This window comes from Undibacterium sp. RuTC16W, assembly GCF_049339445.1.
Taxonomy (GTDB): Bacteria; Pseudomonadota; Gammaproteobacteria; order Burkholderiales; family Burkholderiaceae_D; genus Undibacterium.
The window spans coordinates 232513-244572 of the sequence record NZ_JBMPPE010000003.1 but is presented as its reverse complement, the minus strand read 5'-3'; the positions used below and the strand labels follow the sequence as shown (position 1 = coordinate 244572).

Genomic DNA, 12060 nt, shown 5'->3' with positions numbered 1-12060 from the left:
TATGGAGAGAAACGCCAAGAATTTTTTTAAAGAATAAGAGCCATAAAATCTTGCGCTTTGGGGTAATCGCGCTTATAGTCGTCCGCAGGTATTTACTGCTCAAATTTTTAGCAATGTGGTCTCTTGCGGATCTATCAGATTTGCCAGCTTCATGACTGGTGCGCTGACACCATAGCGTACTCATAACTCCACCTCACAATTTGCGTAGCTCTCATCCATGTGTACGGCAAGGGTGAACGAAAAGCATTGGCAGTATTGAAATCAGATAATCACATTTAAAAAATCAGGAGCAGATCATGGGCGATAAGCTGATCATATTTGACACGACTTTGCGTGACGGCGAGCAGTCACCCGGCGCGTCGATGACCAAGGATGAAAAAATTCGCATAGCGCGACAATTGGAGCGTTTAAAAGTTGATGTCATTGAGGCTGGTTTTGCAGCAGCATCGCAGGGTGATTTTGAGGCGATTCAGGCAATTTCTGCTGCGGTCAGAGAGCCGATCATTTGTTCTTTGTCGCGCGCTAATGATAGGGATATTTCCCGCGCAGCAGAGGCGCTCAAATCTGCGCAAAGAAAACGGATTCATACCTTCATTGCGACCTCACCCTTGCACATGGAAAAGAAGCTGCGTATGACGCCGGATCAGGTGTTTGAGCAAGCGAAACAGGCAGTACGTTTTGCACGTCAATTTACTGATGATGTTGAATTTAGTCCGGAAGATGGTAGTCGCTCGGATATGGATTTTTTATGCCGCGTGATTGAAGCGGTGATCAATGAGGGTGCGACGACGATTAATTTTGCTGACACGGTTGGCTATGGTGTTCCGGGCTTGTACGGCAATATGCTGAAGTCTCTGCGTGAACGTATCCCTAATTCTGATAAAGCGATCTGGTCGGTGCATTGTCATAACGATCTTGGTATGGCAGTAGCAAATTCGCTGGCCGGCGTGATGATTGGCGGTGCGCGTCAAGTGGAATGTACGATCAATGGTTTGGGTGAGCGCGCTGGCAATACGGCGCTTGAAGAAATCGTCATGGCGGTGAAAACTCGTCGCGACCATTTCAATCTGGATTTTGGCATCGATACGACACAGATTGTGGCAACCTCTAAGCTGGTATCGCAAATCACCGGATTTGCCGTGCAGCCGAATAAGGCCGTCGTCGGCGCAAACGCATTTGCGCATGCTTCCGGCATTCATCAGGACGGTATCTTAAAGGCTCGTGATACTTACGAAATCATGCGTGCGGAAGATGTAGGCTGGAGCGCAAATAAGATCGTTCTTGGTAAATTATCCGGTCGTAATGCATTTAAGCAGCGTCTCGAAGAACTCGGTATCAAACTCGATTCTGAGGCGGATATCAATGCCGCATTTGCGCGCTTCAAAGAATTGGCTGACCGTAAGTCTGAAATTTTTGACGAAGACATCATGTCGCTCGTGTCAGATGAGGAGCATTCTCACGATAATGAATACTATCGTTTCGTTTCTCTGGCGCAGCACTCGGAGACAGGGGAGCGACCAGCGGCAAAAATCGTATTTGCGATTGATTCCAAGGAGGTTACTTGCGATGGACATGGCAATGGGCCGGTTGACGCCATCGTTAACGCAATCGAGTCGAAAACCCAGAGCGGCTCTGAGTTGTTGCTATTTTCAGTCAATGCCATTACGACCGGAACGCAGTCGCAAGGCGAGGTCACGATGCGCCTATCCAAGGCTGGACGTATTGTGAATGGCGTAGGGGCAGACCCGGACATCGTTGTGGCGTCGGCAAAGGCGTATTTGTCTGCCTTGAATAAGCTGCATTCCAAAGTGGAAAAACTGAATCCTCAGATTTAAGCTGCGGTTTTGTCTGGTTTTGTGATCAAGCGTGGCTTTGATTGCTGAATAAATCTATGCTATAGTCACGCGGCTTACCGTTTTGGTGAGATTATTGTTATCACGATGTTAAGGGTTTGCTCTCTTTGCATCGCATGTTAAGGAAAATCATGACTTTCGAAAAAAGTACTAAAGCCGCTATCGTTGCGGACAACGCCCGTGGCGTAAATGACACAGGCTCCCCAGAAGTGCAAGTCGCTTTGTTGACTGCACGTATCAATGACTTGAACGGTCACTTCAAGGCACACGCTAAAGATCACCACTCACGTCGTGGTTTGATCATGATGGTTAATCGTCGTAAAAGCTTGTTGTCCTACCTGAAGGGTAAAGACTTGAACCGTTATCGTTCATTGATCGAAAAACTCGGCTTGCGTAAGTAATTCGTTGCTATATATTTATTACATAGCAAAAGTGTTGTAGCAGAAAGCCTGCCTCAGTTCGCTGTCGCAGGCTTTTTGTTGTTTGTAGCGGTTGTTTTGAAAATTTTTAGTAGTTGCAACTTGTAGTAAAGCGAATGAATTATTCGCTCGCGGTGAGGTGAACGACAGCGCCTGAAAATCTGTCGGCAAAATAGAAAGGACACATTGTGTTTAATAAAGTTACGAAAACCTTCCAGTATGGTCAGCATCAAGTGACGCTGGAAACAGGCGAGATCGCTCGTCAAGCTTCTGGTGCGGTCATGGTGTCGATTGAAGATACTGTGGTGCTGGCAACCGTTGTTGCGAAAAAAGATGCAAAACCAGGTCAGGATTTCTTTCCATTGACTGTTGATTACCTCGAAAAAACCTATGCTGCTGGCCGTATTCCTGGTGGTTTTTTCAAGCGAGAAGGTCGTCCGTCTGAAAAAGAAACACTGACTTCCCGTTTGATCGACAGACCTATTCGTCCTTTGTTCCCAGAAGGCTATCTGAACGAAGTTCAGGTGATTGTGCATGTTTTGTCCGTTAACCCTGAAATTGATCCAGATATTGCTGCCATGATTGGCGCATCCGCTGCGATCTGCGTTTCCGGTATTCCATTCAGTGGTCCTGTCGGTGCGGCGCGCGTCGGTTACATTGACGGCCAATACGTACTGAATCCAACAGCAACTCAGTTAAAAACATCGGCAATGGATCTGGTAGTTGCTGGTACTGAGCAAGCTGTCTTGATGGTCGAATCTGAAGCGCAGCAATTGTCCGAAGAGGTCATGCTGGGCGCAGTGGTTTACGGCCACGATCAAATGAAGGCTGTGATCGATGCAATTCACGAATTGGTTCGTGATGGTGGCAAGCCTGAAGTTGAATGGGCGCCAGCCGCTAAGAATGAGCCTCTGATTGCTGCTGTCAGCACAGTCGCAGAGCCATTATTGCGCGCTGCCTATCAGACAAAAGAAAAACAAGCACGTACGCAATTGCTGAAAGACGCAACAACGATAGTGAATGCGTCTTTGGCTGAGCAAGCTGCAGCTAAGGGTGAGTCAGCTCCTGATTCGTCTGAAGTTGGTAATATCCTGTTCGACCTCGAAGCGAAAATCGTTCGTTCCCAGATCCTCGAAGGCGAGCCTCGTATCGACGGTCGTGATACACGCACAGTGCGTCCTATCTCGATCCGTACCGGCGTACTCCCACGTACTCATGGCACGGCTTTGTTCACCCGCGGTGAGACACAAGCACTGGTGATCGCTACTTTGGGCACGGCACGTGATGAGCAAAAAATTGATGCGTTGATGGGCGAGTACTCGGATCGCTTCATGTTGCATTACAACATGCCTCCGTTTGCTACTGGCGAAACAGGTCGTGTCGGTACGCCTAAGCGTCGCGAAATCGGCCATGGTCGTTTGGCTAAACGTGCTTTGCAAGCAGCATTGCCGTCACCGGAAGATTTTAGCTACTCCGTACGTCTGGTGTCTGAAATTACAGAATCCAATGGATCTTCTTCCATGGCGTCTGTATGTGGCGGCTGCCTGGCTTTGCTGGATGCAGGTGTGCCGATGAAGGCGCATGTTGCTGGTATCGCGATGGGTTTGATTAAAGACGGTAATAAATTTGCCGTGCTGACCGATATCCTGGGTGATGAGGATCACCTTGGTGATATGGACTTCAAAGTGGCTGGTACTGCTGAAGGTATTACGGCCTTGCAAATGGACATCAAAATCCAGGGTATTACAAAAGAAATCATGCAGGTCGCTTTGGCGCAAGCTAAAGAAGGTCGCGTGCATATCCTCGCAAAAATGCAAGAGGCGGTACCTCATGGTAAAGCTGAATTGTCCGACTTCGCACCACGTCTGATCACAGTTAAAATCAATCCTGAAAAAATCCGTGATGTCATCGGTAAGGGTGGTGCGGTAATTCGTGCCTTGACTGAAGAGACCGGAACTCAAATCGATATCAGTGATGAAGGCGTCGTTACTATCGCTTCTGTAGATGCAGCAGCAGGTCAAGAAGCCAAGCGTCGCATTGAAGAATTGACGGCGGAAGTTGAAGTTGGCAAGGTCTATGATGGCACAGTATTGAAGCTGCTGGATTTTGGCGCGATCGTTCAGATTATGCCAGGTAAAGACGGTTTGCTGCACATCAGTCAGATCGCTAATGAGCGCGTGAATGCAGTTGCTGATTACCTCAAAGAAGGTCAGCAAGTACGCGTTAAAGTGCTAGAGACGGATGATCGTGGTCGTTTTAAATTATCCATGAAAGCCGCCGTTGCTGAGGGTGAGCAGCCGCAACAGCAACAACAGCAATAAATTAGTCAAACTCGTTTGACCTGCAAAAAGCCTGTGTGAAAACGCAGGCTTTTTTTATCGGCTTACAATCATGCATCATGCAATTGTATGAATTTTAGGCGGATCAAATTTCACGAAAATGGAGTAGTCATGCGAGCAATTCAAATTACGCAATACGGTAAGCCAGAAGTATTGCAGTTATGCGAGAGACCTGTTCCGGAGCCGAAGGCCGGTGAGGTATTGATCCGCGTACAGGCAGCGGGTATTAACCGTCCTGATGTGTTGCAGCGCCTCGGTCACTATCCGGTGCCGGCAGGGGCTTCTGATTTGCCAGGGCTGGAAGTTGCCGGTGAGATCGTCGGCGGGGATTTGCATGACTCAGGTTTTGTTATTGGTGATAGCGTGTGCGCACTGGTGCAGGGTGGCGGTTACGCAGAATACTGTGTTGCGCCAGCCTTGCAGTGTTTGCCTGTTCCTGTTGGGTTAAGTCCGCTTGAGGCTGCATCATTACCTGAAACTTATTTTACGGTATGGAGTAATGTATTTGATCGGGCCAGGTTAAGTGCGGGCGAGAGTTTGTTGGTTCAGGGAGGTACGTCGGGCATTGGAGTGACGGCGATACAGATGGCTGTCGCTCTGGGGCATCGGGTATTCGCCACTGCGGGCTCGGACGATAAATGCAGGGTCACGGAGCGGTTGGGTGCCGAGAGGGGTATTAATTATCGTACCGAAGACTTTGCAGAGATACTGAAATCTTTGACTGCTGGTCGCGGTGTGGATGTGATCCTCGATATGGTGGCCGGGGATTATGTACCGCGTGAGATTAGTTGTCTCGCCGACGATGGCCGTCTGGCAATTATTGCCTTGCTTGGCGGTGCCAAAACTGAAGTGGATTTGGCTCAGGTGTTGCGACGCCGATTGACCGTGACGGGATCTACGCTGCGACCGCGTTCTGTGGCATTTAAGGGGGCAATTGCAGCTAGTTTACGGAAAAAAATCTGGCCTTTGCTGGGATCCGGTCAAATAAAGCCTGTAATTCATCAGATTTTTCCTCTCTCTGATGCGGCTGCCGCACATGCTTTAATGGAGACCAGTTCGCATGTCGGGAAAATTATGTTGCAAGTTTCAGATGTGTGATATTTCCGGGACGGAAAAACAAGATACTCCCAGGATTTTTTATAGAAAATTGCCTGAGCGCGCTTAATAATAGGATGGTTTGAAAAAATACTAGTGGGTAGTATCCATTTAATCGATGACTTCGAAGATTGTTGACGGCGCTGCTTGGTAGCTCTTCGATAAATTTAATGTTGTAGTCTTCATTTGTCTCGGTATAGGTTTGCCCCTTGTGCATAGAAGGGCTACAATAGACGGTTTATTAAATTTTTGGGCTGCTATGCGACGTAAATTGATTGCTGGTAACTGGAAAATGAATGGCAGTTTTGCTTCGAATAAAGCGCTGTTGTCGGAATTGCGTGCTGGCTTAAGTGCTGGCGTGGCTTGCGATGTTTTGGTTTGCGCGCCGTCACCTTATCTGATGCAATGTGCGAATTTGTTATCTGGTAGCGATATTGGCTGGGGTGCGCAGGATGTTTCTGTACATCTTTCGGGAGCTTATACTGGTGAGATTTCTGCGCCGATGCTGGCAGACTGCTCTTGTACTTATGTCATTGTTGGTCACTCTGAGCGTCGTGCTTATCATGGTGACACGGATGAGTTGGTGGCGCAAAAAACCTTGAGGTTACTTGCGTCTGGGTTAAAGCCGATTGTTTGTGTGGGTGAGACGCTGGAGCAGCGAGAATTGGGGCAAACCAATTCAGTCGTTTCTGCGCAATTGCAGGCAGTGTTGGATGTCATTGATGTCGATGCGCTGACAAACCTGGTGGTTGCCTATGAGCCAGTCTGGGCAATTGGTACCGGTAAGACGGCGACGCCGCAAATGGCGCAGGATGTTCATGCGGTGTTGCGTCAGCAACTGGCGCTGAAAAATGCTCCGGTAGCGGAAAAAGTACAGATTCTGTATGGCGGCAGTATGAAACCCGATAATGCACAAGAGTTGCTGGCGATGCCGGATATTGATGGTGGCTTGATCGGTGGTGCGGCATTAAAGGCGGTGGATTTCCTGGCAATTATTCAAGCGGCTTAATTCTTTTGCTGCTTGCCGGGGTTGGTTTGTTGGTTGATGTGATTAATGATGGGTTGGCATTTTTGCTGACTTATATTTAGTTTTAAAATTAATTAATTTAGGTGTTTTGAATGCATACTTTGTTTACGGTGGTTGTGGTTGTACAGGTTTTGTCCGCGCTGGCAATTATTGGTCTGGTGCTTTTGCAGCACGGCAAAGGTGCTGATATGGGTGCTTCATTTGGCTCTGGTGCTTCCGGTAGTTTGTTTGGTGCGACGGGCTCGTCTAACTTTTTATCTAAATCGACAGGCATCGCTGCTGCAGTATTTTTTGGCGCGACCCTTGCTCTGGCATTCATAGGTGGCAATCGTACTAGTACTGGTGGTGTGCTGGATAACTTGCCTGCGGCGGCAAAAGTGGTGCCTGCACCGGTGGCTGCTTCGGCCAGTTCGGTTGCAGCTCCTGCTAGTGCAGCGGGTCAAGCTAATCAAATCCCGAAATAAAACGGTTTTACTCTGCAAAAAACGTTGAATGTCTGCAATTGTGCGTTGAACAATTGCGTCAGACATAGTAGAATGCAGGGCTTAAGCCGACGTGGTGAAATTGGTAGACACGCTATCTTGAGGGGGTAGTGGCGAAAGCTGTACGAGTTCGAGTCTCGTCGTCGGCACCAAAAAAATACGACCAGTTTTCTTTGCTGGTCTGGTCGGAGGGGTGGTGGTAATGCTCCTCTTGCTCTTAGAGTGAATCACTTCAATGTGGCGTTCAAATACAGGTAGCCTAACGTGAACCTCGAAAATTATTTCCCTGTTCTTCTCTTCATTCTGGTTGGTATTGCGGTTGGTATAATTCCGCAAATTCTTGGTCGCATTCTTGCCCCATTTAAACCAGATAGTCAAAAAACATCTCCATACGAATGTGGCTTTGAGGCCTTCGAAGATGCACGTATGAAATTTGATGTGCGTTATTACCTGGTTGCGATTCTGTTTATCCTGTTTGATCTTGAGACAGCTTTCTTTTTTCCTTGGGGCGTAGCAATGCGCGACTTGGGTTGGTCTGGTTTCTTGATTATGCTGGGTTTTATCTTGGAATTCGCGGTTGGTTTTTGGTACATCTGGAAAAAGGGTGCCCTGGATTGGGAGTGATCGATTATGGCAATTGAAGGCGTATTGAGCGAAGGCTTCGTCACGACGACAGCTGACAAGCTAATTAACTGGACGCGCACAGGTTCGATGTGGCCAATGACTTTTGGTCTCGCTTGTTGTGCGGTCGAAATGATGCATGCAGGTGCGTCACGATATGATTTGGATCGTTTTGGTGTGGTGTTTCGCCCATCGCCACGCCAGTCGGATGTGATGATTGTGGCTGGGACGCTGTGTAATAAAATGGCGCCTGCTTTGCGTAAAGTATACGATCAGATGGCTGAGCCTCGTTGGGTCATTTCCATGGGATCTTGTGCCAATGGCGGTGGTTATTATCACTACTCTTACTCTGTGGTGCGCGGTTGTGATCGTATTGTGCCAGTTGATATTTATGTGCCAGGTTGTCCGCCAACTGCAGAGGCTCTGTTGTACGGCATTATTCAGTTGCAAAACAAGATCAAACGTACCAACACGATTGCGCGCTAATCTGTTCAGTTCAAGCGAATTTAGGGCAGCACTTACACTATGACTACAAAATTAGAAATCCTCGAGGCAGCGGTAAAAGATGTCTTGGGCGATCGTTTGCTGCAATCCACTCTTGCTTTGGGTGAGTTGACCGTTGTGGTCGCGGCTCAGGCCTACTTGCAGGTGATGCAGGATCTGCGTGATCATCCTTCAACTTCTTTTGAAGAATTGATTGATTTGTGCGGCGTTGATTATTCAGCGTATGGTGATGGTGTCTGGACTGGCAGACGTTTTGCTGCCGTGTCTCACTTGCTGTCGATTAAACATAACTGGCGTTTGCGCGTCCGGGTATTTGCTGCTGATGATGAAATGCCAGTTTTGCCGTCCGTAATCGACGTCTGGAATGCCGCAAACTGGTATGAGCGCGAAGCATTTGATTTCTTTGGTATTTTGTTCGACGGTCACAATGATTTGCGTCGCATTTTGACTGATTATGGTTTTATCGGTCATCCTTTCCGCAAAGATTTTCCTGTATCTGGTTATGTTGAAATGCGTTATGACTCCGAGCAAAAGCGCGTTGTCTATCAGCCCGTCACGATAGATCCGCGTGAAAATGTGCCGCGTATCATTCGCGAAGAGCACTACGGAGTGAAATAATGGCTGAGATTAAAAATTACACACTGAACTTTGGTCCTCAACATCCTGCTGCTCACGGTGTTTTGCGTCTGGTGCTGGAGTTGGATGGTGAAGTGATTCAGCGTGCCGATCCGCATATTGGTCTGTTGCATCGTGCAACCGAGAAGTTGGCTGAGCAAAAAACTTTTCTGCAATCGGTTCCGTACATGGATCGTCTCGACTATGTGTCGATGATGGCCAATGAGCACGCCTACGTCATGGCGATCGAAAAGATGCTTGGTTTGGAAGTGCCTTTGCGCGCGCAATACATCCGCGTAATGTTCGATGAAATCACACGGTTGCTGAATCATTTGCTGTGGATCGGTGCACATGCATTGGACGTGGGTGCGATGGCAGTATTTTTATATGCATTTCGTGAACGTGAAGATTTGATGGACTGTTATGAGGCAGTGTCTGGCGCGCGTTTGCATGCTGCTTACTATCGTCCGGGCGGTGTTTATCGCGATTTGCCAGAGCAAATGCCGAAGTTCACAACATCGCAATTAAAGAACGATAAAGCAATGCGAGCTCTGAACGAAAATCGTCAGGGTTCTCTGCTAGATTTTATCGAGGATTTTACAAACCGCTTTCCAACCTATGTCGATGAGTACGAGACTTTGCTGACGGACAATCGTATCTGGAAGCAGCGACTGGTAGGTATTGGTGTCGTTTCTCCTGAACGTGCTAAAGCAATGGGGTTTACTGGCCCGATGTTGCGTGGTTCCGGCATTGAGTGGGATCTGCGTAAAAAACAGCCGTATGAAGTTTACGATTTATTGGATTTCGATATTCCTGTTGGTGTTAACGGTGATAGTTATGATCGTTATCTGGTGCGTGTTGAAGAGATGCGTCAGTCAAATCGTATCATTAAGCAATGTGTCGAATGGCTGCGCAATAATGCTGGTCCGGTGATTACGACAAATCACAAAGTCGCACCGCCTTCACGTGTAAATATGAAGTCCAATATGGAAGAATTGATCCATCACTTCAAATTGTTTACCGAAGGATTCCATGTCCCCGCTGGAGAAGCTTATGCGGCGGTGGAACATCCAAAAGGCGAGTTCGGTATTTATCTCATGTCTGACGGTGCGAACAAACCGTACCGCCTGAAAATTCGTGCTCCTGGATTTGCACATTTGCAGGGATTGGATGAGATGGCAAAGGGTCATATGATTGCCGATGCGGTGACGATTATCGGTACGCAAGATATTGTGTTTGGTGAGATTGACCGCTAGATTAATTAATCAAGGCGTGTCAACAATAGAGGCAAAAGCTATGGTGTTATCAGAGCAGGCATTTAAAAAAATTGACCGGGAATTGGCAAAGTTCCCTGGTGACCAGCGTCAGTCTGCTGTCATGGCAGCATTGGCGATTGCACAGGATGAAACTGGTTGGATCTCGCCCGAAGTGATGCAAACTTTGGCCGATTACATCGGTATGCCCGCAGTTGCGGTGCAAGAAGTTGCGACCTTTTACAATATGTACAATATCAAACCAGTTGGTAAATTCAAAATTTCAGTTTGTACGAATTTGCCATGTGCCTTGTCTGGTGGTGAGCGCGCAGCGCATCATCTCAAAGCAAAATTAGGTCTTGATTACAAAGATACCAGCCCTGATGGTTTGTTCACACTTGTTGAGGGTGAATGTATGGGGGCATGCGGTGATGCACCTGTCATGCTTGTGAATAATAAGCGTATGTGCAGCTTTATGTCGAACGACAAAATCGACTCGCTGGTAACAGAACTCACAGAGGCGGGCAAATAATGACGAGTCTGCATAATCGCCATATTAAGCCTTTAATTCTTGCTGGCTTGGACGGCAAAAACTGGCACCTGCAAGACTATGTTGCACGCGGTGGCTACCAGTCTTTAAAACGTATTCTTGACGAAAAAATCCCGCCTGAGCAGGTCATTGCTGAGCTGAAAGCATCTTCTTTGCGCGGTCGCGGTGGTGCAGGTTTTCCGACGGGTTTGAAGTGGAGCTTCATGCCACGTCAATATCCCGGGCAAAAATATTTGGTCTGCAATACTGACGAAGGCGAGCCGGGTACGTTTAAAGATCGCGACATTATTCGCTATAACCCACATGCCTTGATTGAAGGCATGGCAATCGGTGCCTATGCGATGGGTATTACGGTCGGTTATAACTATATCCACGGTGAAATTTTTGCTGATTATGATCGCTTCGAAGAGGCGATTGAAGAAGCACGTGCCGCCGGTATGCTTGGTGACAAAATTCATGGTTCTGAATTCTCTTTCCAGTTGCATGCATTTCATGGTTATGGTGCGTATATCTGTGGTGAAGAGACTGCCTTGCTGGAATCTTTGGAAGGTAAAAAAGGCCAGCCGCGCTTTAAGCCGCCTTTCCCTGCGAGCTTTGGTCTGTATGGCAAACCAACCACCATCAATAATACTGAAACGTTTGCGGCAGTCCCGTTTGTTTTTGCTATGGGCGGAGAGAAATACGCCGCTTTGGGTAAGCCAAACAATGGCGGCACTAAAATTTTCTCCATGTCTGGTGACGTGGCCAAACCGGGTAACTACGAGGTTCCGCTGGGTACGCCGTTTGCAACTTTGTTGGAACTCGCGGGTGGCATGCGTGATGGCAAGAAAATCAAAGCGGTTATTCCCGGTGGTTCATCAATGCCAGTATTGACTGGTGACGTGATGATGGCGACAGATATGGACTATGACTCGATCGCTAAAGCAGGTTCGATGCTGGGTTCAGGTGCCGTTATCGTAATGGATGAAACCCGTTGTATGGTCAAGTCATTGCTGCGTTTGTCTTACTTCTATTTTGAAGAGTCTTGTGGGCAATGTACACCTTGTCGTGAAGGTACGGGCTGGCTATATCGTATGGTACATCGCATCGAACACGGACAGGGCAGGGCAGATGATCTCGACATGCTGAATTCGATTGCAGACAATATTCAGGGACGTACTATTTGTGCCTTGGGTGATGCTGCTGCGATGCCGGTACGCGCCTTCATCAAGAATTTCCGCGAAGAATTTGAATATCACATCGAGCATAAACATTGCTTGGTTCCCGCTTACATTTAAGCCAGCTCAGGTAGCGTACTTCAGA

Annotated in this window: 12 protein-coding genes and 1 tRNA gene; all 13 read left to right on the top strand. The window is 47.9% G+C overall.

The window, feature by feature from the left end; all coding sequences use genetic code 11:
• Positions 1-296 precede the first annotated feature (296 nt).
• The 13 genes from ACO0K4_RS07840 (at position 297) to nuoF (ending at position 12035) form a co-directional block, all read left to right on the top strand.
• Complete coding sequence (locus ACO0K4_RS07840) at positions 297-1835, top strand: 2-isopropylmalate synthase (protein WP_422956066.1); 1539 nt, start codon at positions 297-299, stop codon at positions 1833-1835.
• Between the two features lie 149 nt (positions 1836-1984).
• Positions 1985-2254 carry a 30S ribosomal protein S15 gene (rpsO, locus tag ACO0K4_RS07835; RefSeq protein WP_322119452.1) on the top strand — a complete coding sequence of 90 codons (270 nt, stop codon included), beginning with the start codon at positions 1985-1987 and terminating at the stop codon, positions 2252-2254.
• A 206-nt stretch (positions 2255-2460) separates the two neighbouring features.
• Positions 2461-4593, top strand: a complete 2133-nt coding sequence (gene pnp, locus ACO0K4_RS07830; protein WP_422956065.1) for a polyribonucleotide nucleotidyltransferase — start codon at positions 2461-2463, stop codon at positions 4591-4593.
• A 129-nt stretch (positions 4594-4722) separates the two neighbouring features.
• Positions 4723-5709 (top strand): NAD(P)H-quinone oxidoreductase, encoded by a 987-nt coding sequence (locus tag ACO0K4_RS07825; RefSeq protein ID WP_422956064.1) that lies wholly within the window; start codon positions 4723-4725, stop codon positions 5707-5709.
• Between the two features lie 256 nt (positions 5710-5965).
• Positions 5966-6715 (top strand): triose-phosphate isomerase, encoded by a 750-nt coding sequence (gene tpiA / locus ACO0K4_RS07820; RefSeq protein WP_422956063.1) that lies wholly within the window; start codon positions 5966-5968, stop codon positions 6713-6715.
• A 110-nt stretch (positions 6716-6825) separates the two neighbouring features.
• Positions 6826-7197: a preprotein translocase subunit SecG gene (gene secG / locus ACO0K4_RS07815; RefSeq protein WP_422956062.1), complete on the top strand. Its 372-nt coding sequence runs from the start codon at positions 6826-6828 to the stop codon at positions 7195-7197.
• 85 nt (positions 7198-7282) lie between these two features.
• Positions 7283-7367 (top strand) — tRNA-Leu (locus ACO0K4_RS07810).
• Between the two features lie 112 nt (positions 7368-7479).
• Positions 7480-7839, top strand: coding sequence for an NADH-quinone oxidoreductase subunit A (locus ACO0K4_RS07805; RefSeq protein ID WP_422956061.1), 360 nt, complete (start codon positions 7480-7482; stop codon positions 7837-7839).
• Between the two features lie 6 nt (positions 7840-7845).
• Complete coding sequence (locus ACO0K4_RS07800) at positions 7846-8322, top strand: NuoB/complex I 20 kDa subunit family protein (RefSeq protein WP_262835880.1); 477 nt, start codon at positions 7846-7848, stop codon at positions 8320-8322.
• 39 nt (positions 8323-8361) lie between these two features.
• Positions 8362-8958, top strand: a complete 597-nt coding sequence (locus ACO0K4_RS07795) for an NADH-quinone oxidoreductase subunit C (protein ID WP_422956060.1) — start codon at positions 8362-8364, stop codon at positions 8956-8958.
• Entirely contained in the window at positions 8958-10211 is a 1254-nt protein-coding gene (locus tag ACO0K4_RS07790; RefSeq protein WP_422956059.1) for an NADH-quinone oxidoreductase subunit D, read from the top strand. Before ACO0K4_RS07795 ends, ACO0K4_RS07790 begins: the two co-directional genes overlap by 1 nt.
• A gap of 40 nt (positions 10212-10251) precedes the next feature.
• Positions 10252-10740, top strand: coding sequence for an NADH-quinone oxidoreductase subunit NuoE (nuoE, locus tag ACO0K4_RS07785; RefSeq protein ID WP_422956058.1), 489 nt, complete (start codon positions 10252-10254; stop codon positions 10738-10740).
• Positions 10740-12035 (top strand): NADH-quinone oxidoreductase subunit NuoF, encoded by a 1296-nt coding sequence (nuoF, locus tag ACO0K4_RS07780; RefSeq protein ID WP_422956057.1) that lies wholly within the window; start codon positions 10740-10742, stop codon positions 12033-12035. Before nuoE ends, nuoF begins: the two co-directional genes overlap by 1 nt.
• Positions 12036-12060: the final 25 nt, after the last annotated feature.

Coding starts and splice junctions, on each gene's coding strand:
- ACO0K4_RS07840 (WP_422956066.1), top strand. CDS start 297: ATGGGCGATAAGCTGATCATATTTGACACGACTTTGCGTGACGGCGAG.
- rpsO (WP_322119452.1), top strand. CDS start 1,985: ATGACTTTCGAAAAAAGTACTAAAGCCGCTATCGTTGCGGACAACGCC.
- ACO0K4_RS07825 (WP_422956064.1), top strand. CDS start 4,723: ATGCGAGCAATTCAAATTACGCAATACGGTAAGCCAGAAGTATTGCAG.
- tpiA (WP_422956063.1), top strand. CDS start 5,966: ATGCGACGTAAATTGATTGCTGGTAACTGGAAAATGAATGGCAGTTTT.
- secG (WP_422956062.1), top strand. CDS start 6,826: ATGCATACTTTGTTTACGGTGGTTGTGGTTGTACAGGTTTTGTCCGCG.
- ACO0K4_RS07800 (WP_262835880.1), top strand. CDS start 7,846: ATGGCAATTGAAGGCGTATTGAGCGAAGGCTTCGTCACGACGACAGCT.
- ACO0K4_RS07795 (WP_422956060.1), top strand. CDS start 8,362: ATGACTACAAAATTAGAAATCCTCGAGGCAGCGGTAAAAGATGTCTTG.
- ACO0K4_RS07790 (WP_422956059.1), top strand. CDS start 8,958: ATGGCTGAGATTAAAAATTACACACTGAACTTTGGTCCTCAACATCCT.
- nuoE (WP_422956058.1), top strand. CDS start 10,252: ATGGTGTTATCAGAGCAGGCATTTAAAAAAATTGACCGGGAATTGGCA.
- nuoF (WP_422956057.1), top strand. CDS start 10,740: ATGACGAGTCTGCATAATCGCCATATTAAGCCTTTAATTCTTGCTGGC.